We start from the raw sequence: 25,942 nt of genomic DNA on the forward strand, positions 1-25,942 counted from the left end.
TATGGCGCAAATACCTGTTATAGCTGTTTTTGATGTGGGTAAAACCAACAAGAAGCTGTTCCTGTTCGACGAGAACTACAAGATAGTTTTTGAACGCACAGCCCGCTTCACGGAAACCCACGACGAAGATGGCGACCCATGCGAAAACCTCGATAGTCTGCGCCTATCAGTATTTGACTCGCTGCGCGAGATTTTTAAGCATAAAGAGTTCGACCTGAAGGCAGTGAACTTTTCAACCTACGGCGCCAGCTTTGTTTATGTAGATGAAGATGGCACCCCGCTTACCCCATTGTATAATTACCTTAAACCATATCCGCCAGAGTTGAGCAGGCAGTTTTACCAAACCTACGGCGATGAAGCCCGGTTTGCACGTGAAACTGCCTCGCCGGTTTTGGGCAACCTCAACTCGGGTTTGCAACTATACCGGCTTAAATACCAGCAACCGGAGGTGTTAAAAAAAATTAAATACGCTCTGCACCTGCCCCAATACATGAGCTACCTGTTAAGCGGCCAAATGGTTACCGATTTAACCAGCATAGGCTGCCATACTGCCCTTTGGGATTTTGCCGCAAATGACTACCACAAATGGGTAAAAGATGAGGCTATACTACCTAAAATGGCTCCGCTAAAGCCTGCCGATAGTGTTTTACCATCGGTGTTTCCGGGCAGCACGTTTTGTGTGGGAGTTGGCCTGCATGATAGCTCGGCGGCGCTTATCCCCTACCTTGTAAGCTTCAATATGCCTTTTGTGCTGATATCTACCGGCACATGGTCTATCAGCTTAAACCCTTTTAATCAAACACCGCTTACAGCGGATGAATTAAAAAACGATTGCCTCAACTACCTGCAATACAAAGGCAGCCCGGTTAAAGCCTCACGACTGTTTACCGGGTACGAGTATGAACAACAGGTAAAACGAATTGCAGACCACTTTAACCAGGATGTAATTGTTTACCGGACCATTAATTATGATGCCGCAATAGCCACGAAGCTAACCTCGCGTAATAGCGCTTTAAAAAGCAGCAAACAGGATGGCGAACTGCAAAAATCAGTTTTTGAACAGCGAAATTTAAATGATTTTGCCGATGATGTTGAAGCATATCACCAACTGATGATCGATATTGTTAACCAGCAAACCATCTCTACTAATTACGTACTACAGGGCTGTAAAGTGCAAAGGATTTTTGTAGATGGTGGTTTCAGCAAAAACAGCGTGTTTATGCACCTGCTGGCGCTGGCGTTTCCCCAACTGGAGGTTTATGCCGCATCTATGGCGCAGGCTACCGCTGTGGGCACGGCTTTAGCCATCCATTCCTGTTGGAATAGTAAAACGTTGCCGCATGATTTGATTGAGCTGAAGTATTATTCGGGGGTACAAAATGAAGTTGCTTAGAGGAGAATTAAGAGGTTTAAGTCGAGAATCAAAACCATTAATATTAAAAACTCTTTATGTCATTACGAGTATCCATCAGTAAAACCTAAAAAAAAATCGTTATGACGTGCAACGGATATAGTTAAACGAATGCACTAAACTACCGTCATTGCGAGGTACGAAGCAATGACGGATATTCGATACTTACAGTCAGCAACTTACAAACACGTCATTATAAGCGCAGCATAGCAATCGCGAACAATGTTGCTTCGTTCCCCGACATCTTATTTAGACAACAATCTCCTTCACCAACCCAACAATATCCGCCACAACCCCGGCATCCTTAACAATCCTTTCGTGCCCAAGTCCCAAATATTCATGAGTAACAATCTCCGGGTTAAAAGTCAAAAACTCTTGCAGATAGTCATATGGCGATACCTTATCTTCCTTATCAAAAGCCAGCCAATGCTTTAGCGCCCCGGCTATGTGTTTGTTGTTGATATCAAAAAAAGAAGCATCCAGTTCAAAAAGTTCCCTGAAACTTTCAAAAAACTTCTCCTGTGCCGATACCGGTACTTCGGCGGCATTCATGGTGGCTTTAAAGTTTTCTTTTAGTTTAATTAACGGGGCAATGCTGATCTGCAAGACCGGTTTAATATTAGTTTCGTTTATGGCTATAACGTTGGCCATGGCGCCCAACGAATGGCCTATTATAACATCCGGTGCGCCATATCGGCTAATAATCGCCTCGGCAGCTTTTGCAAATAATATCAGGTTGGATAGTGAACCTTCTGAACTGCCATTGCCCGGCGCATCAAAGGCGATGATCTGGATATCGTCAATTGCTTTTAATCCGGTTATCACTTCATCAAAATCAATGGCCTTTGACCCCCAGCCATGGGTTATCAAAACCTTTTTACTGCCGTCGCCCCAAATAAATCCATTAAAGTTTAATACCGATTTTGCAAAATGCGGATCATCAACCAGCAATGTAAACTTTTGGGCTTCATCCAACAATTGCTGTTGCTGCAGCCTCGGCTGCATTTTGGGCGAATAGCAGATGAGTTGCCAAAGCAAATCTGTTAAATCAACATCTTCTTTATTCTCTAAAGCGAGGATGTAGCGGTGCAGCAGTTTTAGTTTCTTCATTTGGCGGTATCATGTTCAAAAAGTAAATGTAAAAAAATGCTGAGTAACCGGCCCCCTAAAAAGGTTAAACTTCCCCTTCAGGGGCCGGCAATGCTATTGAGTTAAGGAAAATATCAAAATTTAAGTTTCGCGCAAAGATGCCAAGACGCTAAGAAAAAATAAGCAAATCACTTTGCGCCTCTGCGTCTTTGCGCGAAAAACCTCTTAACTTAATAGCATTGAGGGGGCCGGGGGCTACTTCCCCCTGCCCAGCCACAACAAACTATTAATAAGCAGTTGGTTTTGTGTATCGTTATCGAAAGTATAAGATAAAGTACGGTTGGTGCCTCCGTCATAATCCATATCATTATGGCCCATGTTAAAATAAACCATACGATATTTTTTATTTGTCCATACTACGGGGTAATAGCCACTATGCCATATTTCATATTGCTTGGGCCCATTTCCCAGCGGGAAACTGGCTGAATCTATAGACAATAAGATCTCAATATCCGGATTCTTACGCAAATCATGCTCCCAGCGGTACCACTCGTTGGGTTGTGTTTTAAAAGTTACCGGTATGCCTTTGGTTACCGGGTGTTTAGCATCTTCAACCCTTAAAATAGCCGGGGTTGGGTGCCAGGTATTGCTCACATACTGGCCAGATCCCAGGAAATCGTTATGGTACCAATCCCAGTTTTGCGGATAATCTGAAGGTGTGAGTGCAAAAGCCGAAAAATGGAAACCCATCCAGCCGCCGCCATTTTTCATATATAGTTCAAACGCGGCGCGCTGAGCAGGGTCATCCGGCCGGGTATCTAAAAAAAGTACCACCTGGTATTTGGCCAGGAAAGCAGCGTTCATATTACTCCAGTTATTGGTAGAATCGTAGGTAAAATTGTATTTTTTGCCCATCTCCGGGAAACGCTTATTGGCCTCGTGCATAAAACTGATATGCGCCTTATCATTACGGCCTGTATAAAAAGCTATTACTTTAAAAGGCTTATTTTTTTGTGCACTGGCTGTATAAAAGCTCAGGCAAACGATACAAAGTACAGCTGCCAATGCAGGGAGTTTTGAAATACGGATACTCATGGTTGATGTTTTGGTTTATTCCCATAAAACTAAGCCATTTTTGTTTAATATAAATAGATGCCTGCCTATTAAGATTGAAGTAGTTGAGCCCCAATTTCAAAATCAGTAAAATCTGGTGCAACCTGTGAAATTTAAATAAAAAAACAGCCGCTGCATTACTGCAGGCGGCTGCCCCTAAGCTATTGTCCCTGATTACATAACTTATTATTCAAAAGTATACTATCCGTTTGTTAAAATTACCAGGGGTAATACGGATTTATCATTCGGATTTTACGGTTTTGTAATTGGGGCTTTTACGTGGAAGTGCTGATACAACAAATAAAAATGCCTGGTTTGCAGCGCAACCAGGCAGGGGATATTAAATTTAAGTTTATAAGTCGGTATATTAACCACAAGATACAACTTTTCGGAATAAAACCAATTTATTACAATTAAAAAGAAAATATATTTTCGATGTAATTAAACACATAACCAATTTCTCGCCAAAACTTATTAAGGTCTAATGCCAATTATAAACCAAAATAATCGTCGATACTTTTGCCTATTACCTGTAAAGGAATTTTGTGATTGCCAAAGCGATGCTCAACCACCTCCCAGCAATCGGCACCTACCTTAGTTATGGTATGAAATGAAGAATGACTAAAAACGCTAAAAACTGCTGTTTTCCCGATAGCCGACTGTATAACCTTGTAGGTTCTTTGATCAACCTGTAATTCAAATGACTCCATTGTATAGTTTACCAAAACTATTACGTGGGCCGCGCATATGCAAGTGTAAGCACCCCGTGTTTTAACCTATAGCACAGTAGGTGTTTTAACGGGGTGCAGTCCGCTAAAAAGGAGTACAGCCCTTACCATCTTTAAAATCTTCTTATTTTACTGCCAGGTGGTTATTAATAAATTGTTGCAATTCCATATCGGATGCAACAGGTACAACTACAAAATTGCGTAGATGACTCCCAAAGCAGCCGCTTGGCAAAAAGTGAAGGTTCGCTTATTCAAAAATAACTTTTCTTTTCAATGGCCAAAATCTCAGCTTAAAAACTATTATTTTGCGGTATGAACATCCTCCGCTCCCTTGTAGTTTTTATAGTTGCCGGTTTGTGTGAAATTGGCGGCGGCTATTTAATCTGGCAATGGTTAAAACAGGACAAACCAATGTGGTATGGCATTTTGGGCTGTATTATACTGGCGGCTTACGGCGTGGCAGCAACCTGGCAATCGGCCGGTTTCGGGCGGGTATATGCAGCCTATGGCGGTATTTTTATAATAATGGCTTTGATATGGGCCTGGCGCGTTGACGGTTTTAAGCCCGACAGGTACGATGTAATTGGCGCCCTGGTAGCCTTGGCGGGTGCCTGCATTATCATTTTTACACCGCGCGGAAAATAACACACCGAAACTCAGCCGTGTTTTTTATTCTGTTTGCTAATCAGATAAGCGGCACAATCCCCCACTATCGCCTCTGCAAAAAATAATATCATAAAAAGTAATAAATAACCAAACAAAGCATGGCTTATTTTGTAATACAGTTAAGTTTTGCTTTTTATTTAAATTATAACAAAATAATCACTACCTTAGCATTATCATACTAAATGTTAATAATTATGGAAAAATTAATAATATTGAGAATGTTTTTCTGCTTCCCATTATTTGGGTTGCTATTACCAGACGCAGGCGTTTTACTTTCAAAAAACCCAGGCAGCATACCGTTAACCCACGTCGGTATTGAAATAGGGCTCATTTTTTGCATCCTGATTTGTACTGCTGCAATTAGCTATGGTAAAAAACGCAGCCAGATACTGGAAGATTAAAACAAACAAGCTGTTGTGAGCATAAAAGTCATTGCGGTTGTTAAATTGATATGAACATCTGGTGAATACATCAGGTCCAAATGGGGCTATTATGCCCCAAATTTCCTCTACAATATAATTCCATCGATGTTTTTGCCAAAATTTCAATACATTGGCTTTCGGTATGGCCTTTGCTCTACCGATATCGGTATTTTTATCGACATTTGACCAACAGCTATTTCTTAAATGAAAAAAGTCCTATTCCTCCTACTTTTACCGATTACTGCATTTGCTCAAACAGCAAGCACTTATATTCAAAACGGAAATGCCAGGGCTAATGAAAAAGACTATAAAGCAGCTGTTCAAAATTTCACAAAAGCTATCGAATTAAATGATAAAAGCAGCGATGCTTATTTCTATCGTGCAAATGCAAACGGCAATCTTCGTGATTTCAAGTCGGCCATTGCCGATTATGCCAAAACCGTTGTCCTTAAACCTGATTTTACCACTGCATATTTTTATAAAGCAAATGCCGAAAGCAATGTACAGGACTACCAGGCTGCTATTGACGATTTTAACCGGGCAATTGCATTGGGGCCGAAAACAGCCGAAATGTTCCTTTATCGGGGCAATGCAAAATCAAACCTTAAGGATTATGCCGGCGCCATTGCCGATTTCACGATAGCGTTACAGTTATCGCCGGATAAGGCAGAGATTTATGAGTATAGGGGCCTGGCTAAAAACAACAAAGGAAACTTTGCTGCCGCCATTGACGATTATAATATCGCCATCAAACTAAATCCCCAAAAAGGTGCTGTTTATGGGTATCGTGCCGGCGCAAAAGCCAGCATGGGCGATCAGAACGGAGCAGTTGCCGACTATACAATCGCCGTGACCATTAACCCTCAAAACGCCGAAGCTTTTCTATACCGCGCAAATGCCAAAGCCGAACTCCAGGATTTTAAAGGTGCTATTGAGGACTATAAAAAGGCAGCCTCAATAAATCCGGAACTGAAAAATGTTTTTCTTTACCTGGCCAATACCCAGGGCAAAATGGGCGACAGTAAAGGTGCGCTTGATTACTTTAACAAATCAATTACGCAGCATCCCCAACTCGCCCTACTATATCTTTACCGCGGTGTAGTTGAGAGCAATATGAATAATTATGAGGCGGCTATGAATGACTTTAACAAGTCGATTGCATTAGGCAACAGGAGCGCCGAAGCCTATCAAAGCCGGTCGTATGCAAAGCTATCTGCAAACAACCTTTCGGGAGCTAAACTGGATGCCGATACTGCAATATCCATTGATCCTAAAAACATAAATGGCTATATAAGCCGCAGTAAAGCAAAACTGGCCATGAAGGATACCACCGGTGTAATGGCCGACCTTGCCCTGGCTATAGCCATTAATGGCAAAAGCGACGAAGCCTACCTGGTGCGTGGCGATACCCACCGCGATCTTGGTGATATGGTAGCCGCCATAAATGATTACACAAAAGCCATCCAGGTAAATCCAAATTACACATATGCTTATTTAAACCGGGCGATTGAAAAAGATAAGATGAATGATAAGATTGGCGCCGTGAGAGATTTTGAAAAACTGATAGCTATAGCACCAAAAAAGGAAGAAGCATATACACGGCTGGGGAATGTGAGCAATTTTTATAAATACACCACCAACGGCGTGCAATTGTTTACTGCAGCTATCGCCCTAAACCCGGCCAATTCAAATTTTTACCTGCATCGTGGCGAGGCTAAGGCTGCAGGAGGCGACCTTGCAGGCGCCATGGCCGATTTTGATGCCGGCCTGGTCAAAGCTCCCAAAAACACGGCCATACTACTTAAACGCGGCCTGGTTAAAACCACCAAAGACGATTACATAGGTGCCATGGCCGATTTTAATACATCATTAAAGATAGATTCAACATCTGACGCGGCAGCATTGCCGTACCAAAACAGGGGCTACATAGAAACCAAACAAGGCAACTATAAAGCCGCGATGAAAGATCTTGACAAGGCGGTTTCCATATTTTCAAACGAGGAGACTTTTTTATTCAGGGGCGATTTGAAGCTTATTTTAAAAGATTATGCCGGTGCGGCCGACGACTATCATAACGCCATCTACCTTAACCCTACCTACGCCAGGGCACTATCTCATAGCGGTATAGCCAAAAGTTACCTGGGCGATACACAAGGTGTAAATGACGATTTTGCAGCAGCCCTAAAAGCCGACCCAAACAGCGCCGATACTTATACCGACCGTGCCGCTGCCAAGGTAAACCTGAAGGACGCCGCCGGCGCAGTTGCCGATTGTAACCTGGCTATAAAGCTCAACCTGAAACACTCCCGCGCCTATTTGCAACGCGGCCTTGCCAAAATAGCGCTTAATGATAAGACCGGGGCCTGTGCCGATATGAGCAAAGCCGCCGAGTTTGGATCGAAAGATGCCCCGGCGATTATCGCAAAATATTGCAAATAAGAACAATCGTACTTATAGCCCGGCAAATCTTAGCCCTATAAAAAAACCAGGCATCGTTACGAAACCTGGCCCTCTATATTTTTTGAATTTTGACTTTTTAATTTTGAATTTTTAAACCGCTTTTCTGCCCTCATCGTGCAGATGATCGCGTAATTCCTTTAACTCCATTTCATAGGCACGCATCCGGGCCTGCAAAATATCAACTTCGGTACGCATCATTTGTATTTCGGTAATTAATTTGGCCGATTCGGGTTTGTTGATTTTTTTTTCGCCTGTACCCAGGATAAGCCACTCGGGCGAGTATTTAAGCTGGAAACAAAGTTTACGGATAAGATAGTAACTGATATCCTGTTTTTTATTAACCACTTTACTGATAAAACCCTGATCAACACCGATAGCCGTGGCTAAGCCCATTTGACCGCCATGCTCCTGTACAATTACTTTTAACCGTTTTATTATTGCTTCGTCAGACATATTATGCCTGCAATAATAAACAATTTGTTCGTTAGTTCATTGGTTCATTGGTTCATTGGTTCATTGGTTCATTGGTTCATTGGTTCATTGGTTCATTGGTTCATTGGTTCATTGGTTCATTGGTTCATTGGTTCATTGGTTCATTGGTTCATTGGTTCATTGGTTCATTGGTTCATTGGTTCATTGGTTCATTGGAACGCGGGCATAGCGGGCAAATGGCTTTTTGGCTGAATGTCTCCTGCCTATCTGGCAATCCCGCCAGAAAAGACCAATGAACTAATGAACAAATTAGTACCGAATTTCTTGCTTTGGAACTTCTACCATATGCAATAGTTCGGTAAGGTGCTTGTTGTAGGCGCTGATACTCATTCGTCCCGATTTATAGTCTGAAGTTAGCTTTTGGAATTGTTGTTCGGCGTTTGAGGGTGCAGCGGTTTTATTAAAGGCACTATTTAACCTTTCCAGTTTTTGTCCGAGGCTTTGCATTAGCAACAAGGGCTCAACATCATTGGTTTGATGTAATATTTGGTTCACTTTACGGCGTTGTTGCTTATCAAAGTGTAATATTAAAAACACAGCGGCAGATCCCAGGATTACAAAAAAGTAAAAAGCGTCCATAACATTAAAATAAATAGTGATTAACTACCACGTAATACGCTTATTTTAAACTATTGGTTACGGCATATTTAATAAAAGTTTTTAACAGCTTAACGGGCGGTTAACCAGGGGATAGTTTAAAGCTTTCTTTTGCTCAATGTTTAACGATTTTACTATGCAGTAATTTAGTAAGCTCTTTTTTTTATCTGCTTTAAAAAGCAGTACTTTGTATTTACTTAATATAGCGCAACAAAACAACATTTTAAAACGCTAATACTATATGAAACCAGGAGATAAGGTAATTTGCATTAATGATAAGATAGATCCCGAAAAAAGCGAAGAAATACGGCGTGATTTTGAGATTTGGATAACCAGGGATAAGGAATACACCATTCGTGAGATACTGGATAATAATGGCATTGTTACAGGCGTGTTACTGGAAGAGGTACACAATTTTCCTAAATTTTTTAAACTGATAAACCGTTTCCAGGAACCAGCGTTTGCCCAATGGCGTTTCCGTAAACTCAATTACGCCAGCCAGCCAGCCGAGGCATTAAGCGAAGTAGAGGAATTGATAGAGCAACTGGAAAAAGAACAACAACAGGTAAAAGTTAAATAAACAAACAGGCTAAGTTGATGTTCGGTAAATTAAACCAGCAGCGAATTGACTGCAATTAAAATCAGCATAATAATTGTTTATTATGCTGATTTTAATTCATTTTTAGGTACCCTGAAGAATAAACCTTGATAACAGCGGATAAAATTCAAGGCAGTTGACAAGGATTTAAATATGCTTACAATTCCAATCAGCATAAATCAATCGTAAGTAACAGCGGCTTCTGTTTCTACAAGCTGGGTAAGTATAGCCTTCAATGTTGCCTCACGCGCCCATTGCTGCTCAATAGCCGAGGCATCCTCCTGGTACCATTTAAGCGGGCTATTAATTTCGATACGGGCTTTATAAACAAAGCTTTTTGTAGGGTGCATTTTGCTGCCCTCGTAGCTATTCAGGTTCTCGGCCTTAATTACCTTTGCAAAATCGCGTGCTTTTACATCCAGCTGCAAACATTCATCCAGCGAGTTTTTAAAATCCTGCTTGTCCTCCAGCCATAAAATCAGGGCATCGTCGGTAAGTTCATAATCGGCAATGGCTATGCGGCTATAATCGTAATCAACAGATATAATCATCCACCATAGCTGGTCTTTTAGTTTTTGTGTAATTTTCATTTTATGTTAGTTTATTGGTTCACTGGTTCATTAGTTCATTGGTCATTGGTCATTGGTCATTGGTCATTGGTCATTGGTCATTGGTCATTGGTCATTGGTCATTGCCTGGCAGGGGACTGCCAGCGTAAACTGCTATCTGCAAACTGACAACTGCAAACTGGCAACTGTAAACTGCTATCTGCAAACTGGCAACTGCAAACTGCCAACCGCAAACTGCTCACCGAAAGGCAGGCATCCAGCCGGGGCTGTATTTTTGAATGGCTGTAATTTCTTTACTGAGTTTTTGACAGGCGGCCAGGTAGGCCTGGTAACGCAGCAGTGACTCGGGCAAATCATCGTTACTATCGATATTTGAATCCAGTGGAAACACCGCGGCTGCATTTGGTTGATTTAAGGCTGAGTAGGCAATATGCATATGAGTAGATTTTGGTTATTTATATTTCCGGCTATTAATTGCTAAACATTTCTCTGTATTGAATTTCTTTAAATTTTATGTAATTAAATTTGTTTTTGATTTAATTTACTTTAAATTAGCAAAAGACAACAGGACAAATATAAAGAATTATCTTTAATATAATCAAGAAAAATCTGTAATATTTTTTTACCATGGATGATGCATTAAAACCCGGCAAAATCAAGACAATTCGCCCCGAAACATTAGAGTTTATTATTTTATATACTCAATTGAAAGGAAAAGCCTTTGCGGGCAATGCACAACTCGCAGAAGCATTAGGCTTTAATTCACCCAGCTCCATTACCGAAATTGTAAAAAGCAGGCAGAATATCGATCCAGAAAAATTCAGAATTTTTAAAGAAAAATATAAAGATTTTATCCATAGCAAGAAACCATCAATAAATCAAGAAAAAACTACAGTAAATAAAACAGAAGAAGGCATTCCGATGTATGAAATTATTGCCACAGCATCGGGTGTAGAAGTGTATAATGACATTAATGACTCCCAACCAGTGGGGCGCATGAACTTCCCGGGCATCGAGGATTGTGACTTTGCTTTACCAGTTTGGGGACACTCCATGTATCCATACCTGGAAAATGGTTGCTGGGTAGCCTTAAAAATTATTCACGATAAGAAAATATTACCGGGCGAAGTTTACTATATTGAATGGGGCGATTATCGCATGTATAAAAGGCTGTTGGCCGGGGATACCCCCGATGAAGTGATAGCACACTCGGATAATACCACCGAAATGATTGGCAATCGCCTAAAATACGCCCCCTTCCCTATCAACATTACCGATATCAAAAAACTTTGCCTGGTAAAAGACATTCATAAAAAACACAATCATTAATCTAAGAGAACTGATGTGCAGATTTCAAATTTCAAGTGTGCAGATACTGCGTTCAAGAGATTGGCGGACTCATCCTGAAGATTATACAGTCGAGGTCTGTTTTTACACTTTCAATCAACTCATCCAGTTCTGTTTGGGATAAGGCTTCCCTGAAATCATCCCGGCTGGTGTTACTCAAATATTGCAGGTAAGGAGTAATCATAAGATTGTGCTTTTTATTTAAACGATCGCCATCATAAGCTATCATTTTAAACATCTTATCAAGGTGTACAAAGTAGTTACGCTTAGTTAAACCCTCAATATCAACCGATTCCTTTTTTATTTGTTTCAAAAACTCTTCGGGATTCATAATTTATTATTTAACTTTATAACCCGCTGTTTATATACCCCAACAAAGGTATAAACAAACGGGCGGTTCCCCTGCACTGTATCCGGTTTATATTGCAGCGGCACCCGTACCAATGATATAAATTTTATCTTTATTATATTCCCAAAAGCTGTAAAACAATTTTTTAATGACCGTTTCGTTTATAATATAAACAACAAACATGGCAAGCCAGGTACCATATTTTATCGCCCAGCAACTCAGCGTTGGCAGTGCCTTGCAAAACATCCTTTTTTACGGGATGTTAGCCTTTTTAGTTTGCCTGATTATTGCGCAGCTACAAACTAAACATCTACCTATCCGGCAGCGGGCAATATCCGAGTGAACCAAAAAGAGTTACCTGGCCAGTAATACCCGCTGAAAATCTTTTATACCCTTCCAGCCATAAGCAGATTAATCATAATTTCACTGTTTAATCTTTCAATTTATGCTTATCAGGCTTGCTACATTAAATGACATCCCTTTTATAATGGAAGTTATTGCGGGGCTTATACCCGAAATGATTGCCTCTGGCAACCTTCAATGGGATAGCACTTACCCCAACACAGGTGTTTTTACAGATGATGTAGCTCTTGGCTACCTTTGGGTGGCAGAGATAGATGGAATGATTGCCGGCGTTACCGCTATAACAACCAACCAAGAGGCGGAATACACGCAAGTGGGCTGGGATATTACTGAGGTGGCTATTGTTACACACAGACTGGCAGTAAGCCCGAATTATCGCGGCCTCGGCATCGCTGCTGCATTATTGAAGCAAGCTGAATTTGAGGCTATCCGGCGTGGCATAAAAACACTTAGGATTGATACCAACACACATAATAAGGCCACTCAAATGTTGTTCCCCAAATTGGGATATGTTTTTGCCGGAGAGATTGGCTTAAATTTCAGGCCCGGCCTGCGATTTTATTGTTACGAAAAACGACTCGATTAGAGCATGAGTAAATAGCCCGCAATTATTGCCTGTTTAGATAAGCAACTTGCAAACGCCAATAAATATCGCATTTTTAGTCTATAAGACACTTAATAACATCGATTTATACAATAGTTATTAACATTTGACCGATTTATTAACACATACTAAACATTCATATACAATAACCATATATTTATTTCAGCCAATGTCACGGTTAATACTCCAAAACTGTGCAAACTAAATTATAAACGAAAGAGAAGAAGAATAAAGATGGATCCTGTAATGTCACTTTTAATTAGTGGTATCGTTGCCGCAATTATTTTAGTTATGCTTAATAAGCAACAAAGTAGCAAGGTAAGTAACAACATCTACACTGATGATGTGCAACAACTTTACCTGCTCACAACTGCCGAATATAAAATTAACGCGTTAGAAAACAAGCAGCAGCTAAGGCGCGAAAAAATTGAAAGCAAAACAACAGCCTTAACCGAAATTGAGCTTGAAATAGCGCAGTTAACACAAGCCTTTAACGAGGGTAAAATTCATTTAAACGAGTTAAATAGCAAGCTCGACAGCTTATTGAGTAAATTCAATACAGATGGCGCAGAGTTATCGCAATCTTTTTAATTGACCTTTATCAACATAAAAACACTTGCTTTGAGCGAGGGTGGCTTTGCTTGTTTTACTTTATGCCCCTATCTTATAACAACCACATATCCAGATAATTTTGCCTGGCCGTTTTTAGGATCAATAATGTAATAATAGGTTCCGGATGGCACCGCGCTGTTGTTATAATTCCCGTTCCATGTCTTTGCATAATTTACCGATCTGAATACCGAAATCCCATAACGGTTAAACACACTTACGATACATCCGGGATAATTTGCCAGGGCCGGTATGTTCCAGGTATCATTCTGACCATCGCCATTGGGCGTAAAGGCATTGGGTATAACTATTGGCGGTATTATACAGCCACTTTCTGGGGCAAGACTTATATTGATGATATTTGATTGGGCAGGTGTGGGGGCAACACACTTGCCATAAGTGGTCATGATGCAATAAACCTGGTCGCCATCGGCTAAGGTTTTGGTGGTATAAGTATCTTTATCACTTACGAGCATGCCGTTAACATACCAGACATAAGTTGGCACACCTGCCGATGTTTGATAATTTGAGGGTGTAGGTGTAAAGGTTATTTCTTTTCCAGCACATACCGGCATTGTTACAGAAGCCGAAATAGTTACCGTGCTTATCTGAACCGGCGTTGTAATAATATCAGCAGTTTCAGATACCGGCGAAGAAACTGATGTGCATCCATCGTTATTAATCACTATACAGGTTATTTTATCGCCAGCCGCCAGTGTACTCGTGGTAAAAACACTCCCTGGATTATTAATTTGCTGGCCGTTCACCATCCATTGGTAAGTTGGATTACTGCCCGCGCCCTGGCTGGCCGCTGTAAACACAAGCTGAAAGCCTGCACAAGAAGCAATCCCACCATTGGGGCTAATGCTCACCGAGGGCGGTGCCGGGGCCTGCCTGTTTATTACTTTAATAGTGTTTGATTTAGTTTGGTGCGGGGCAAAACATTTTTCATAGGTAGTCATAACGCAATACACAAGGTCGCCTTCGATAAGGGTATTTGTAGTATAGGTATCTTTATTGCCAACAATGCTCCCATTAACATACCAAACATAAGTTGGTACCCCTGCGGCTGTTTGATAGTTTGCCGGTGTTGGGGTAAAAGTAAGCGTACTTGCTGCACATACCGGCATGTTAACCGACGAATTAATAACTACGGTGCTTACCTGCTGAGATGGTGAAATAACAATATTTACCGGTGCTGATACAGGTGAAACAATTGGATTACAGCCATCATTATTAATAACTACACATGTTATCCTATCGCCGTTGGCCAATGTATTACTGGTGTAGGTTTTGCCCGTATTATTGGGGACCGGCAGGCCGTTTAACAACCACTGATAGGCTGGGTTAATGCCTTCTTTTACCGCAATAGCCGTGAAAGAAAAATCTGTCCCTGCACATCCGCTAACGTCACCCACTTTATCTATACTTACGGTTGGCGGCACATCATCAGGCTTATAAAATACTTTAAGTGTATTTGACGAAGCCGGTACATTGCAAAAATTGCCGGTGTTGGTAACTGCACATGTAACCAAATCATTGGCCTGCAAAGTGCTGCTGCTAAATACCGCATTATTGATACCCGCATTTGAGCCGTTTACTTGCCATTGATATACAGGACTAATGCCCGCACTACCTGCCGTAGCATTAAATATTACTACCTGACCCGGGCAGGTAACATTCACTTGCTTAATATCGACAACAGGCGTAACAGAAGGTGTAACCGTAATTTTAAAAGTAACCGGTTTACCAGGGCACACGCCCGATGTTGAATTTGGTGTAACGGTTATTGTTGCTGTTATGGGTACACTGGTGCTATTTTGAGCTTTAAAGGATATATTGCCTGTACCGCTTGCAGCAAGCCCGATACGGGTGTCGCTATTTGCCCAGCTGTAAACATCTGCTGTACCTGCAAAGTTTACAGTTAGCGTGGCACCGCTACAAATTCCAGGCTGATCAGATATGGGATCAACCACCGGTAATTTGTGCACTTCGCCGCTTACAGGTACCAAAACATCAGTAGCACCGGCAGATGATAAAATTACGCTACCTGCGTAATTACCGGCAATCGCTTTATCAGCCAGTTTTACATAAATCTTTGTTGGGCTTACCTTACCGCCACTTTGGGCAAGCGAGATCGAATTATTGTAGCCGGCAGTTGGGCTTAATGAAACAAGGAAACCGGCGGGCGCTGTAACTTTAATATTATCAGACAAAAGGGTACCTGAAGCCGTAAATTGCTGATATGAGGCCGAAGCTACGTTTTCGCAATTACTTATATTTCCGCTTACCGTTGAAGCCGAAATACTACCACCCAATTCTGTTACTTTAATATTTACAATAAAGCTGCTGCTGCCACCTGTATTATAAGCTGTAACCAAATAATCTGTTGCAGGCCAGGTTACTGTTGGCGTCCCGGTTATGATACCGGTTGTCGGGTCAAACGCTAAACCATCCGGAAGTACTTTATCAATGGTGTAGCCGGTAACTATTACTTTTCTTACCAGACTGTTACCATAATCTGTTACATATAAAAAACCATTGGGGTTTACCTGTACGTCGTTAGGGCGGCTAAAACTTGCAAAGGCCCCTATCCCATCAAAAGCCCCTGAACCACCACTACCGGCAAGCGTTGTAACAACTCCCTGCGCATCTATTTTCCTGATCAGGTTATTTGATATATCGGCCACATAAATATTACCGGCAGCGTCAACTGCCACACCGGCAGGAACATTAAAAGTTGCCGACAATGCCGCTCCGTTATTCGAGCCGACCCCGCCGCTACCGGCAATAGTGACAACAGCGCCCGCAGGGGTTATTTTCCTTACCCTGTAATTATACGGGTCTGCTACATACACATTGCCATCGGCATCCACATTTACAGCAGTAGGACTATTAAAAGACGCCAGGATACCGTCACCATCTGCAAATGTTGGAACACCGCTACCTGCAAGTGTCGAAACATCGCCGGCCGGTGTTACCTTGCGTATTAAATTGTTTTGTGAGTCGGCCACATACAGGTTATCATCTTTATCAGCAACTACCGAATAAGGGTAATAAAAACTTGCCCCCCCGGCCGGGCCATTATTACTTCCGGACGAGCCACTGCCTGCAAACACAGAAACAGTACCATCAGGAGTAACCTTTTTAATTTGATTACTGGCGGCATCAGCCACAAATATATTTCCTTTGCTATCAACAGTAACTCCATTGGGCTGATTAAAACCACTTGCAAACACTGTTACAACGCCATCGGGCGTAATTTTCTTTATCAGGTTGTTATCCCTATCGGCAAGATACAAATTCCCGGATGGGTCCTGGGCAAGCCGCGTTGGGCTGTTAAAATAGTCGCCTTTGCCACCACCTGCAAAAGTAGTAACCTGCCCGTAAATAGTTGCAGGCACCGGCCCACCGGTGTTCTTAGGAGTCAACGCAGGTATAACTTTATTTACGATATAAACATTGGGAGTTGTGTAACTAATTTTGGGAGGGGCTACAAGTACCGGTGGCGTAGTTTGGTTTTTAACCTCGATGTTTAATGTAAAACTGCTGCTGCCACCTGCATTGTAAGCCGTAACCAAATAATCTGTTGCAGGCCATAAAACGGTAGGTGTGCCGGTAATAATGCCTGTTGTTGGGTCAAAAACTAAACCTGCAGGTAAGGCTTTATCAATAGTATAGCCGGTAATCAGTATCTTACGCACTTTATGGTTACCAAAATCGCCAACATAAAGGTTTCCGTTGTGATCTGCAGCCACGCCTGTACTGCCGTTAAAAGATGCCTGGCTGCCAATACCATCAATAGCCCCTCCTTGCCCGCTGCCTGCTAAAGTGGTCACCACACCATCCGGAGTTATTTTACGTATCAGGTTGTTTCCAAGTTCCGCGACGTAGACATTATTGGCAGCATCAACAGTCACAGATATTGGAAGATTAAAAGAAGCCGCTGTACCTGTACCATTTTGGGCTCCGGCAACTCCGCTCCCGGCAAGCGTTGAAACCAGCCCGGCAGGTGTTACCTTACGTATAAGGTTATTGTTTTCATCGGCAACATATATATTGCCATTACCATCAATAGCAAGTCCGTTAGGTGCATTAAAACTGGCAGCCAAACCCAAATCATTAACATTACCGGCAATTCCGCTACCTGCAAACGTACTTACATTGCCATTCCCATCTATTTTCCTGATTACATTATTGCCCAGATCAGCAATATATAGATTGCCCGCAGCGTCGGTCACCGTACCTGCAGAATTTTTAAAAGTAGCTGTATGGCGCGGCCCATTATCAAAACCCTGAGCACCACTACCAGCATACGTAGTAGCGTCACCTGCCTGGGTTATTTGGCGTATTAGATTTGAAGCTGCATCTGAAAGAAATATATTACCCTCTGCAGTAGTGGATATCCCCAAAGGGACATCAAAGCTTGCAGCCAGGCCATTTCCGTCAACAGAAAAGCTATTGCCATTGCCTGCCAGTGTTTTTACAACGCCGGCAGGTGTTATTGTGCGCACATTATGGTTACCTTCATCTGCCACATAAATATTGTTTTGCAAATCGGTGGCAACAGTAAAAGGAAAATACATGGTGGCACCGGTGCCTGTGCCATCGGTATTACCTTGTACTCCACTACCGGCAAAAGTGCTTACCTTGCCATAAATGGTTGCCGGTACCGGCCCACCGGTGTTCTTAGGAGTCAACGCAGGTATAACTTTATTTACGATATAAACATTGGGAGTTGTGTAACTAATTTTGGGAGGGGCTACAAGTACCGGTGGCGTAGTTTGGGTTTTAACCTCGATGTTTAATGTAAAACTGCTGCTGCCACCTGTATTATAAGCTGTAACCAAATAATCTGTTGCAGGCCAGGTTACTGTTGGAGTGCCCGTTATGATGCCTGTTGTAGGGTCAAATACTAAACCGGGCGGAAGCGCTTTATCAATGGTATAGCCGGTAACAACAACTTTTCGTACCAGGCTACTACCAGAGTCTGTTATATATAAAAAGCCGTTAGGGTTTACCTGCACATCGTTAGGGTGACTAAAACTCGCTAAAGCCCCTACCCCATCGGCAACCCCCGAACTACCACTACCGGCAAGCGTTGTAACAATTCCCTGTGGGTCCATTTTCCGGACCAGGTTATTTAATATGTCTGCAATATAAACGTTACCGGCAGCATCAACTGCTACACCGACAGTACCGTTAAAAGTTGCTGACAACGCAGCTCCATTAGCTGAACCGATTCCACCGCTGCCTGCAATAGTGATTACAGCCCCGGCAGGGGTTATTTTTCTTATTCTATGATGATCTGCTACGTATATATTTCCATCGGCATCTATATTTACACCACTGGGGCTATAAAAAGAAGCCAGGATACCATCACCATCGTCAAACCCGGCAGCTCCACTTCCTGCAAGTACCGAAACATCGCCGGCCGGTGTTACTTTTCGGATAAGATTATTTTGAGAATCCGCTACATAAAGGTTATCATTTTTATCAGCAACTACCGAGTAAGGGTAATAAAAGCTTGCCGAACCCGCCGGACCATTTGCATTTCCGCGCGAGCCGCTACCTGCAAAAACAGAAACAGTTCCGTCAGGAGTAATCTTTTTAATTTGATTACTTGCAGCATCAGCCACAAATATATTTCCTTTGCTATCAACAGTAACTCCATTGGGTTGGTTGAACCCACTTGCAAATACAGTTACAACTCCATCGGGCGTAATTTTCTTTATCAGGTTGTTATCCCTATCGGCAAGATACAAATTCCCGGATGGGTCCTGGGCAAGCCGCGTTGGGCTGTTAAAATAGTCGCCTTTGCCACCACCTGCAAAAGTAGTAACCTGCCCGTAAATAGTTGCAGGCACCGGCCCACCGGTGTTCTTAGGAGTCAACGCAGGTATAACTTTATTTACGATATAAACATTGGGAGTTGTGTAACTAATTTTGGGAGGGGCTATTGTAACCGGGGGGAAAACATTGGGTTTTACTTCAATATTTAATGTAAAGCTGCTACTGCCCCCTGCATTATAAGCTGTAACCTTATAATCGGTAGGTGGCCATACCACAGTAGGCGTTCCGGTAATAATACCTGTTTTAGGGTCAAATACTAAACCGGGCGGAAGCGCTTTATCAATAGTATAGCCCGTAGCAATAACCTTTTTGATAATATTGCCATTGAGTTCAGATACAAGTAAGTTACCCTCGTTATCCAAAATAATACCCGCCGGAAGATTGAAATAAACCTGGCTGCCAACCCCGCTATTTGTTCCTTGTGGCCCGCCGCCAGCTATGGTAGTAACAACATTATCCGGAGATATTCTTCTTATTTTGCCGTTACCCCAATCGGTTACATATAAATTTCCAGATTTATCAATGGTGATGCCGGTAGGCGAAGCAAAACTTGCTGCTGAGCCCGTGCCATCATTTGCTCCAAATTGCCCGCTGCCTGCTATAGTAGTTACATCACCAAATGGCGTTACCTTTCTGATCACATTCCCTCTTTGCTCGGCCACATAAATATTTCCTGCGGCATCAACAACTATACCGGCCGGCTGGTTAAAACTTGCAGTATTGTATTTACCATCAACTGTGGCTGCTGCCCCGCTACCAACAAATGTATACACATAACCAGTGGGAGAAATTTTGCGGATAAGGTTATTCCCATCAGATACATACAGCGTACCGGCTGCATCAATCGCTATTGCATTGGGGTTAATAATACTGGCAGCCGTACCTTGTCCATCCAACGGCGTACCAATTAATAACCCGCCTGCAAATACGGTAATTGTGCCATCAGGCACAATTTTTAATATATTGTGGTTATTATAATTGGCTACAAACAGGTTACCCGCGGCGTCCCTCACCACGCCATGTGGCAGGTTAAATTTGGGTGAAGCAAAATTGGGACCACCCGGAATGCCATCCGGGGCAAGTGTTGATACCAGGCCTGCAGGTGTTATCATTCGGATGCGGTAGTTATCGGCATCGGCCAGGTAAATATTGCCCGCGGCGTCAATCGTCATCCCATACGGCTCAGTAAACTGTGCCTGGTTTGTATTACCATTCTGTGTACCGTGTAAACCAGTGCCCGCAAACACATCTGTCTGGCCGTAAACCGTCGCTGGCACGGCGCCGCCGGTATTAGCCGGGATTAAGGCAGGTATGCCTGTGCCAACTTTATAAACATTTGGTGTTGTATAAGTAATTACCGGTGCCTGCCCAAAAACAGTTAAAGCCGCCAGCCAAAGCAGAAAGAATACCCCGATTTTTACAGATGAGCGCACGTGCTTAGGTTAAATTGTGAAACCAACCGATGCCTGTTTTTATTCTTCAGAAATTGCAGAAAAACAGATGCAGGTTTGGGCATATCAATATTTAATTATATAGCTTTATAACACCATATAATCATTGCCTAATTTATACAATTATTTCGAAAACACTAATAACCGGCACAATCATTTGAATTGAATAAAAGCAGGAAATAACCCCAATAAAAAAGCCAGGCAATGCCCGGCTTATATTTAAAAAAGAATAAATTTTAAAGCTCTTAGTTGCGTCTGAAACCGCCTTTACCACCGCCGGTGTTACCACCGCCGTTAAAACCAGGACCCTTGTCTTCGGCTATGTTAACCGTAATCCTGCGTCCATAATAACTTGCACCATTCATACACCTTATCGCTTCCTTCGCTTCGTTATCGTTCACCATCTCTACAAACCCAAAACCTTTACTCTCTTTTGTTTCGCGGTCTTTAATGATCCTGAGGGACTTAACCGGCCCAAAATCACCAAAAACTGCTGTTAATTCGGCCTCATCTACTTCTAAAGGAAGCCCTGCAATAAATACTTTCATCAATGTCTTTAAAATTTGCATAAAGGTACAAAAAATAAGGGGGATTTTAGCTGCTGCCTTTATAAATAGCTTAGTTGCAACGGCTTTTTTACCTTTAAATTACGCAAACAATACTGGCTTACAATATAAATAACTGCTGTTAAACTGAATGATAATTATTTCAGTTGGAGCTCAAAACTACCCTCTACACGATAAAATGGGGAGTTTTCTTTATCGTCTTTAGCTAAAAAGGTAAAGAATGTACCTTTCGCTATCATATTATCTTTATTGTATTTATCAATGGTAATTTTGCCCGCGTCATCCTTGCCAACAAATTTAGTCAGTGTGTATTGCAGCAGTGGCTTTTTCTCGTCAACTGTAAATAAAAACTGGCTGCCGGCAACCTTGCTGTTAACACTGCCCGAGGCAAGACCCTCCGAGCTTATACCAAAACTCATGGTATGGGCTTTGTTAATAGCTGTAATACCAAAATACTTATTATCGCTGTTATGTACGTTAATGAAGGCTATTGAATCTGTAGCGGCGTCAAAAGTGTAGGTAGAATCTTCGATAGTTATTTTTAACACACCTTTGCCTGCTAAAAAATTACCGGGGGTATTAATAATACCTAAGGCAGTACTATCAGCTGCAGTTGCCGGCTTAGTGGTTTCCATATCCTTAACATTCTCATCTTTCTGGCAGGATGAAACCACCATCGAAATGAGCAAGGCATATAACGCAAACCATTTAGTAAACCGGATACCGTTCATAGGCTATTTGATGGTTAAAGCTAACAATAAAAATTCTAAAATTTTATCAATTCAAATTAATTCAGTAAATATTTAACTTTTTTTAACGCCCTTATGATAAATAAATAACGTTACCTTATTATTGTTCAGGATATTATTAAAAATATCACCGGTTAGCCCCCAATATAATTAATTAACAAGCTCCCCGAAAGAGGGTATGCACGCCGTATCCGGATACTTATTACAGGCCTAAAAAACTTCACCTACGTTAATGAACAAGCCCTTTGATCCTTCCCGGCCAAAGCCATAATCAATGGCGATATTTGTTTTTGATACTTTATTAAGTTTAATACGCAAGCCAGGCCCGTAGCCAGGCTGTACAGCCTGCAAACCACTGCCCGGTGCTGCCGAAAACGACTGGCCATTTACAAACATTACCCCGCCTAACAAACCATTGCGGGTAATTTTAAAACGATACTCCCCCTCAAGATACATCATCTGGGCGCCACGAAAACGCCCCTGGATATAGCCCCGGCCGGTTGTGAAGTTTTGATCATTAGCCGTTGAGGGCAAATCAAGGTAAGCAGGGCGCCCGTTAAGTATAAGCCAGTTGTATGACCATATGGCAAAAACGTTATCAGAGTTGCCAGGCAAATGGTAGTACTTCCTGATATCAATAATGAGCGAACGCCAGGGTGTTGTACTGCCTAAAAATGTAAAGTTATCCCGGTAAGTTATTGCTGTATAAAAGCCGTGCGCCGGGTTTATAGAATTATCGCGGCTATCAAACAATGCGTTAACAGTCAGGCCGGTTGATATGGCACGTTTTATGGGTCCGTATTTTTCGTAATCGGACACTCCACCGTTTAGCTGGCCTTTTTCCTGCATATTCCAGCGGTCGTCAAAAATATAACCCAGGCCGGCAAAAAAGTTCCCGCCTACATTTCGTAGCACCGTTTCATTAATCCTGAAAAAAGAGTAATCGAGCGGATTTTCGTTGGCGATGTTAGAGTAACTGCCAAGGCCAAAGGTACTTTGCGGATATTTAAAATACCTTAAATCGCTGATGATATTAAATTGATTGTCCTTCGTCCAGATGCTGGCCAGCAGCGGGATTATAATTTGCTTTTTTTCGGTATAGGCCGGGTTTACAGTTATTGTAGATATACGGGCCTTTAAAGCCGTGCGGAAAGCGATATTACCGGATATGGTAGCTGCCAGTGATGTTTGCAGAGTATAGCCAAAAGCCGGTAAAATGGAAATAACAGGTTTTGTGCCAATAGAATCGACCTTTGCATTTTTATCAGCCTTAACAAAAACCGAGCTGATAACATCAATAATATCTTTTTCATTGGCGGTATCGGCCGGGGCGACAACAATGGTATCTTTAAGTTTAGAGTGACCAAGGGGGATGTACTTTTTATCCTGCGCGTAGGAAATCGTGCAACTGAACAACAGGACAATGAGTGCAAAGCTAAAAGTGAATATTTTTTTGCCAGGCATTATTATTGGCATTTTAAAGTTCGGTAAAATTGCAAGTATAGCATAATTACTCAACCTTTCGGCTTGACAATTCTTAATTAATATCCAGATGATTTTGAAGGCTATTTAAGAACTGGTTAAAATACGAACAATTTGTAGCAACTGTTTGAATATCCAAAGTTTCAAAGATTCTTAAATTATGGGTTTCTGAATACCTTCCTTTGCTTTGCAACTTAAGTTCGCCCTTGGGATCGGGTATCGAAGATGGATCGCTGTGTTGCGGAATATTGCATTTATATATATGGTTGAATTTATCTATATCCGAAAATATCAACGCCTCCAGTTCATAAATATTTAACAGGAAAATAGCTTTGCCATCTACTACCCGCCTATATTCGGCAAAGTACTCTTTTCTCAATCTTATTTTGTCTTGTTCATTAATTAAGCCATCTAAATCCCGGATAAAAATCACCAGATCAGGTTTTTCATATTGGTACTCAAGGCGCAATAATCTTTTGGTTGGCTGAACCTGATCAAGCTGCGATCCGCGAATGTGATTAATCAACGGAAAAAACAGCACATCGTTATAAATCTGATTCAATAACACACTTATGCAATTTGTATCGTGTGGAGCTTCACCCACTAACCCAATCTTCATACTATTTTTCTAAATCCGAGTAGCGCCAATAATCACTTAAATACATTTCATCCATATAAGCTTTTGCTTTTTCGGTTTGATTAGCATTTAAGTTTGATATGGTTGTTCCATTCTCAGGGTCATGGCTGCATATAAAAAGAGAACTCAGGGTATCCTTAGTTAAAACATCCAATGCCTGGGGCGAGTGGGTTGTAATAATTATCTGCGCATCTTCTGAAGCAATCTTTAAAAAGTTCATAAATTGCTCTAACTGGTGCGGGTGGATACCTAATTCAGGTTCTTCGAGTAAAATTATCCTGCTTCGATCTGCGGTTAGATCATCACCTGGGAGCTCACTTAGAGTTTCTTTTATTGAAATGTCTGCATATAAACAAAACATTCTTTTGGTTCCATCAGAAAGACTCGAGAAAGGCAACCAATCATCATTTATAAGATATTCCAAAACTACATTTTCCACTTTTAACAATTTATTACTTTCATCAAAGTATACTTTGAAAAATGGACTTAGCCTAATTTTTTGAATTGGAAGATAGCTACTAATTGATTGGTTGAAAAGGTCGCATTGCAGTTTAAAATAATTGGAGATAATCTCAGTCGACTCACCAACAATTGAAATATTACCACTTCTAAGTTTTTTTCTAACTTGAGATAATTCAACAAACAAATCAAATGAAACGGTTCTTAAATAATAAGAATTTTGTTCCTCACTGGTTGTCTCAATCAACTTGTTATTTCCTATGGTGCCACCAACTTCAAAAGAAAAGGGTGAAGAAATAATCAGATTGTTTTCAGGATTCCGCAAACCATGAGGTAGCAAAATAGGGAAACAATATAGCCCTTTTTCTAAAATTTCTTTTTGAAGTGAATTAGAAGAGTTGTAACGTTTAGGTTTTCCGTTATATTCAAAAATAAATTTTCCGTTATCATTGGCAAGAAACTCTTTAAAATCAGCAGCGTCGCTTATATTTATGTCGATAGTTTTATCGGAAGATATTTCAAATTTATCCTTTCCGGTGAAAGTCAATCTTGTTTTACTGTTAATCAGGTTTTTATGGTTATAAGTTAAAACGTCATTTAAAAATGTTATAAAATTGGTTTTACCGCTACCATTTTTACCAATAATGATATTTAAACCTGGGTTTAGCTTAACGTCCAGATTTTTAATAGTTCGGTAACCCTGTAGTTTAGCTTCTGCTAAATATATCCTATTCATTTATTTAATTAGTTTACCCTTATCAACAAAAATACAATATAAATGGTCATTGTCATTTTTAAATAACCAGGTGTCAAATTTATGATAGAATTACCTTAATTGCCTATTGCGCCTTTAACCTGGGATCGAAGGTAAATTTATTTACGCTACGAATTTTAATTTTTTCGAAATCCGGATGGGCCGGGTTAAGCAGGTAGTTATATTCCAGGTCGATAATTGCCGATGGCACTTTTAAAATCGCGGTTTCCATTTTATACAGCCACTCATCGCCCAACTGTTGGGTAATGGGATAATTAATCACTTTAGCCCAGTGTTGGTTGAGTTTGGTAAGTTGCCTGATCGTAATTTCGGTGATAGCCAACTTATCCGGAACCTCAATAATGATCACCGAAAAATCGCCGCTCTGTAACGACGTACCAACCGAATGGGCAAGTTTCTCTAAACAGGAAAGCGCCAGCGAACCGCCGGTGTAAATTACATACTGCCCCAACGAGTTCCATCTCCCGTCGATTCCTGAGCCTTTACGGTCATAGGCATATTTGGTTTGGCTTATGCGGTAGGTGAGCAAGTTTAATTATTGAATTGCTGAATT

Annotated in this window: 25 protein-coding genes; 10 read left to right on the top strand and 15 right to left on the bottom strand. The window is 41.5% G+C overall.

What is annotated here, in order from left to right; translation table 11 throughout:
• Position 1 precedes the first annotated feature (1 nt).
• On the top strand, positions 2-1,393 hold the full coding sequence (locus AC1RM2_RS03385; RefSeq protein ID WP_492983375.1) for an FGGY-family carbohydrate kinase: 1,392 nt from the start codon (positions 2-4) through the stop codon (positions 1,391-1,393).
• A gap of 267 nt (positions 1,394-1,660) precedes the next feature.
• On the opposite strand, the gene AC1RM2_RS03390 is transcribed toward AC1RM2_RS03385, so the two are convergent.
• From AC1RM2_RS03390 to AC1RM2_RS03400, 3 genes are all read right to left on the bottom strand, one after another.
• Positions 1,661-2,521 carry an alpha/beta hydrolase gene (locus AC1RM2_RS03390; RefSeq protein ID WP_492983377.1) on the bottom strand — a complete coding sequence of 287 codons (861 nt, stop codon included), beginning with the start codon at positions 2,519-2,521 and terminating at the stop codon, positions 1,661-1,663.
• Positions 2,522-2,755: 234 nt separating this feature from the next.
• Positions 2,756-3,595, bottom strand: coding sequence for a ThuA domain-containing protein (locus AC1RM2_RS03395; protein WP_492983379.1), 840 nt, complete (start codon positions 3,593-3,595; stop codon positions 2,756-2,758).
• A 509-nt stretch (positions 3,596-4,104) separates the two neighbouring features.
• On the bottom strand, positions 4,105-4,323 hold the full coding sequence (locus AC1RM2_RS03400) for a hypothetical protein (RefSeq protein WP_492983381.1): 219 nt from the start codon (positions 4,321-4,323) through the stop codon (positions 4,105-4,107).
• A gap of 330 nt (positions 4,324-4,653) precedes the next feature.
• On the opposite strand from AC1RM2_RS03400, the gene AC1RM2_RS03405 reads away from it, so the two are divergent.
• The 3 genes from AC1RM2_RS03405 to AC1RM2_RS03415 all read left to right on the top strand — a co-directional run bounded on the left by AC1RM2_RS03405 (position 4,654) and on the right by AC1RM2_RS03415 (position 7,868).
• Positions 4,654-4,986, top strand: a complete 333-nt coding sequence (locus tag AC1RM2_RS03405) for a YnfA family protein (RefSeq protein ID WP_492983383.1) — start codon at positions 4,654-4,656, stop codon at positions 4,984-4,986.
• A 215-nt stretch (positions 4,987-5,201) separates the two neighbouring features.
• On the top strand, positions 5,202-5,408 hold the full coding sequence (locus tag AC1RM2_RS03410) for a hypothetical protein (RefSeq protein WP_492983385.1): 207 nt from the start codon (positions 5,202-5,204) through the stop codon (positions 5,406-5,408).
• A 225-nt stretch (positions 5,409-5,633) separates the two neighbouring features.
• Positions 5,634-7,868 (top strand): tetratricopeptide repeat protein, encoded by a 2,235-nt coding sequence (locus tag AC1RM2_RS03415; RefSeq protein ID WP_492983387.1) that lies wholly within the window; start codon positions 5,634-5,636, stop codon positions 7,866-7,868.
• A 111-nt stretch (positions 7,869-7,979) separates the two neighbouring features.
• Here the strand turns inward: AC1RM2_RS03415 and AC1RM2_RS03420 are convergent, their stop codons facing one another.
• Positions 7,980-8,342, bottom strand: coding sequence for a hypothetical protein (locus AC1RM2_RS03420; protein WP_492983389.1), 363 nt, complete (start codon positions 8,340-8,342; stop codon positions 7,980-7,982).
• A 3-nt stretch (positions 8,343-8,345) separates the two neighbouring features.
• On the opposite strand from AC1RM2_RS03420, the gene AC1RM2_RS03425 reads away from it, so the two are divergent.
• Positions 8,346-8,573, top strand: a complete 228-nt coding sequence (locus AC1RM2_RS03425; protein WP_492983391.1) for a hypothetical protein — start codon at positions 8,346-8,348, stop codon at positions 8,571-8,573.
• Between the two features lie 57 nt (positions 8,574-8,630).
• Here AC1RM2_RS03425 and AC1RM2_RS03430 read toward each other — a convergent pair whose 3' ends face one another.
• Positions 8,631-8,960, bottom strand: a complete 330-nt coding sequence (locus AC1RM2_RS03430) for a hypothetical protein (protein ID WP_492983393.1) — start codon at positions 8,958-8,960, stop codon at positions 8,631-8,633.
• Between the two features lie 259 nt (positions 8,961-9,219).
• Between AC1RM2_RS03430 and AC1RM2_RS03435 the strand changes: the two genes are divergently transcribed.
• On the top strand, positions 9,220-9,558 hold the full coding sequence (locus AC1RM2_RS03435; RefSeq protein ID WP_090651100.1) for a hypothetical protein: 339 nt from the start codon (positions 9,220-9,222) through the stop codon (positions 9,556-9,558).
• A gap of 197 nt (positions 9,559-9,755) precedes the next feature.
• Here the strand turns inward: AC1RM2_RS03435 and AC1RM2_RS03440 are convergent, their stop codons facing one another.
• Positions 9,756-10,166, bottom strand: coding sequence for a hypothetical protein (locus tag AC1RM2_RS03440; RefSeq protein ID WP_492983396.1), 411 nt, complete (start codon positions 10,164-10,166; stop codon positions 9,756-9,758).
• Between the two features lie 217 nt (positions 10,167-10,383).
• The gene (locus AC1RM2_RS03445; RefSeq protein WP_492983398.1) at positions 10,384-10,581 is read right to left on the bottom strand and encodes a hypothetical protein; all 198 of its coding nucleotides are present in this window, start codon (positions 10,579-10,581) and stop codon (positions 10,384-10,386) included.
• Positions 10,582-10,772: 191 nt separating this feature from the next.
• On the opposite strand from AC1RM2_RS03445, the gene AC1RM2_RS03450 reads away from it, so the two are divergent.
• On the top strand, positions 10,773-11,474 hold the full coding sequence (locus AC1RM2_RS03450; protein ID WP_492983400.1) for a S24 family peptidase: 702 nt from the start codon (positions 10,773-10,775) through the stop codon (positions 11,472-11,474).
• A gap of 52 nt (positions 11,475-11,526) precedes the next feature.
• Here AC1RM2_RS03450 and AC1RM2_RS03455 read toward each other — a convergent pair whose 3' ends face one another.
• A complete protein-coding gene (locus tag AC1RM2_RS03455; protein WP_492983402.1) occupies positions 11,527-11,823 on the bottom strand; it encodes a hypothetical protein in 297 nt (98 codons plus the stop codon).
• Between the two features lie 199 nt (positions 11,824-12,022).
• Here AC1RM2_RS03455 and AC1RM2_RS03460 point away from each other — a divergent pair, with 199 nt between their 5' ends.
• The 3 genes from AC1RM2_RS03460 (at position 12,023) to AC1RM2_RS03470 (ending at position 13,399) form a co-directional block, all read left to right on the top strand.
• Complete coding sequence (locus AC1RM2_RS03460) at positions 12,023-12,184, top strand: hypothetical protein (RefSeq protein ID WP_492983404.1); 162 nt, start codon at positions 12,023-12,025, stop codon at positions 12,182-12,184.
• A gap of 102 nt (positions 12,185-12,286) precedes the next feature.
• A complete protein-coding gene (locus AC1RM2_RS03465) occupies positions 12,287-12,790 on the top strand; it encodes a GNAT family N-acetyltransferase (RefSeq protein WP_492983406.1) in 504 nt (167 codons plus the stop codon).
• Between the two features lie 264 nt (positions 12,791-13,054).
• Positions 13,055-13,399 (top strand): hypothetical protein, encoded by a 345-nt coding sequence (locus AC1RM2_RS03470; protein WP_492983408.1) that lies wholly within the window; start codon positions 13,055-13,057, stop codon positions 13,397-13,399.
• Between the two features lie 68 nt (positions 13,400-13,467).
• Here the strand turns inward: AC1RM2_RS03470 and AC1RM2_RS03475 are convergent, their stop codons facing one another.
• The 7 genes from AC1RM2_RS03475 to AC1RM2_RS03505 all read right to left on the bottom strand — a co-directional run bounded on the left by AC1RM2_RS03475 (position 13,468) and on the right by AC1RM2_RS03505 (position 25,918).
• Complete coding sequence (locus AC1RM2_RS03475; RefSeq protein ID WP_492983410.1) at positions 13,468-20,703, bottom strand: NHL domain-containing protein; 7,236 nt, start codon at positions 20,701-20,703, stop codon at positions 13,468-13,470.
• A 263-nt stretch (positions 20,704-20,966) separates the two neighbouring features.
• The gene (locus tag AC1RM2_RS03480; RefSeq protein WP_090651108.1) at positions 20,967-21,269 is read right to left on the bottom strand and encodes an RNA recognition motif domain-containing protein; all 303 of its coding nucleotides are present in this window, start codon (positions 21,267-21,269) and stop codon (positions 20,967-20,969) included.
• 155 nt (positions 21,270-21,424) lie between these two features.
• Complete coding sequence (locus tag AC1RM2_RS03485) at positions 21,425-22,018, bottom strand: hypothetical protein (protein WP_492983412.1); 594 nt, start codon at positions 22,016-22,018, stop codon at positions 21,425-21,427.
• 228 nt (positions 22,019-22,246) lie between these two features.
• Positions 22,247-23,500: a hypothetical protein gene (locus AC1RM2_RS03490; RefSeq protein ID WP_492983414.1), complete on the bottom strand. Its 1,254-nt coding sequence runs from the start codon at positions 23,498-23,500 to the stop codon at positions 22,247-22,249.
• Between the two features lie 73 nt (positions 23,501-23,573).
• Positions 23,574-24,137 (bottom strand): DUF4276 family protein, encoded by a 564-nt coding sequence (locus AC1RM2_RS03495; protein ID WP_492983416.1) that lies wholly within the window; start codon positions 24,135-24,137, stop codon positions 23,574-23,576.
• Position 24,138: 1 nt separating this feature from the next.
• Positions 24,139-25,350, bottom strand: coding sequence for an AAA family ATPase (locus AC1RM2_RS03500; protein ID WP_492983418.1), 1,212 nt, complete (start codon positions 25,348-25,350; stop codon positions 24,139-24,141).
• A gap of 103 nt (positions 25,351-25,453) precedes the next feature.
• Complete coding sequence (locus AC1RM2_RS03505) at positions 25,454-25,918, bottom strand: RES family NAD+ phosphorylase (protein WP_492983420.1); 465 nt, start codon at positions 25,916-25,918, stop codon at positions 25,454-25,456.
• Between the last annotated feature and the right edge of the window lie 24 nt (positions 25,919-25,942).

It is taken from the genome of Mucilaginibacter sp. GW822-FHT03E02 (genome assembly GCF_058801545.1).

What these genes read in the sequence shown, in the direction of transcription:
- AC1RM2_RS03435 (WP_090651100.1), top strand. Translation starts at nt 9,220, where the DNA reads ATGAAACCAGGAGATAAGGTAATTTGCATTAATGATAAGATAGATCCC.
- AC1RM2_RS03480 (WP_090651108.1), bottom strand. Translation starts at nt 21,269, where the DNA reads ATGAAAGTATTTATTGCAGGGCTTCCTTTAGAAGTAGATGAGGCCGAA.
- AC1RM2_RS03410 (WP_492983385.1), top strand. Translation starts at nt 5,202, where the DNA reads ATGGAAAAATTAATAATATTGAGAATGTTTTTCTGCTTCCCATTATTT.
- AC1RM2_RS03390 (WP_492983377.1), bottom strand. Translation starts at nt 2,521, where the DNA reads ATGAAGAAACTAAAACTGCTGCACCGCTACATCCTCGCTTTAGAGAAT.
- AC1RM2_RS03470 (WP_492983408.1), top strand. Translation starts at nt 13,055, where the DNA reads ATGTCACTTTTAATTAGTGGTATCGTTGCCGCAATTATTTTAGTTATG.
- AC1RM2_RS03395 (WP_492983379.1), bottom strand. Translation starts at nt 3,595, where the DNA reads ATGAGTATCCGTATTTCAAAACTCCCTGCATTGGCAGCTGTACTTTGT.
- AC1RM2_RS03460 (WP_492983404.1), top strand. Translation starts at nt 12,023, where the DNA reads ATGGCAAGCCAGGTACCATATTTTATCGCCCAGCAACTCAGCGTTGGC.
- AC1RM2_RS03465 (WP_492983406.1), top strand. Translation starts at nt 12,287, where the DNA reads ATGCTTATCAGGCTTGCTACATTAAATGACATCCCTTTTATAATGGAA.
- AC1RM2_RS03450 (WP_492983400.1), top strand. Translation starts at nt 10,773, where the DNA reads ATGGATGATGCATTAAAACCCGGCAAAATCAAGACAATTCGCCCCGAA.
- AC1RM2_RS03385 (WP_492983375.1), top strand. Translation starts at nt 2, where the DNA reads ATGGCGCAAATACCTGTTATAGCTGTTTTTGATGTGGGTAAAACCAAC.
- AC1RM2_RS03490 (WP_492983414.1), bottom strand. Translation starts at nt 23,500, where the DNA reads ATGCCTGGCAAAAAAATATTCACTTTTAGCTTTGCACTCATTGTCCTG.
- AC1RM2_RS03420 (WP_492983389.1), bottom strand. Translation starts at nt 8,342, where the DNA reads ATGTCTGACGAAGCAATAATAAAACGGTTAAAAGTAATTGTACAGGAG.
- AC1RM2_RS03415 (WP_492983387.1), top strand. Translation starts at nt 5,634, where the DNA reads ATGAAAAAAGTCCTATTCCTCCTACTTTTACCGATTACTGCATTTGCT.
- AC1RM2_RS03495 (WP_492983416.1), bottom strand. Translation starts at nt 24,137, where the DNA reads ATGAAGATTGGGTTAGTGGGTGAAGCTCCACACGATACAAATTGCATA.
- AC1RM2_RS03445 (WP_492983398.1), bottom strand. Translation starts at nt 10,581, where the DNA reads ATGCATATTGCCTACTCAGCCTTAAATCAACCAAATGCAGCCGCGGTG.
- AC1RM2_RS03500 (WP_492983418.1), bottom strand. Translation starts at nt 25,350, where the DNA reads ATGAATAGGATATATTTAGCAGAAGCTAAACTACAGGGTTACCGAACT.
- AC1RM2_RS03425 (WP_492983391.1), top strand. Translation starts at nt 8,346, where the DNA reads ATGCCTGCAATAATAAACAATTTGTTCGTTAGTTCATTGGTTCATTGG.
- AC1RM2_RS03455 (WP_492983402.1), bottom strand. Translation starts at nt 11,823, where the DNA reads ATGAATCCCGAAGAGTTTTTGAAACAAATAAAAAAGGAATCGGTTGAT.
- AC1RM2_RS03485 (WP_492983412.1), bottom strand. Translation starts at nt 22,018, where the DNA reads ATGAACGGTATCCGGTTTACTAAATGGTTTGCGTTATATGCCTTGCTC.
- AC1RM2_RS03405 (WP_492983383.1), top strand. Translation starts at nt 4,654, where the DNA reads ATGAACATCCTCCGCTCCCTTGTAGTTTTTATAGTTGCCGGTTTGTGT.
- AC1RM2_RS03400 (WP_492983381.1), bottom strand. Translation starts at nt 4,323, where the DNA reads ATGGAGTCATTTGAATTACAGGTTGATCAAAGAACCTACAAGGTTATA.
- AC1RM2_RS03430 (WP_492983393.1), bottom strand. Translation starts at nt 8,960, where the DNA reads ATGGACGCTTTTTACTTTTTTGTAATCCTGGGATCTGCCGCTGTGTTT.
- AC1RM2_RS03440 (WP_492983396.1), bottom strand. Translation starts at nt 10,166, where the DNA reads ATGAAAATTACACAAAAACTAAAAGACCAGCTATGGTGGATGATTATA.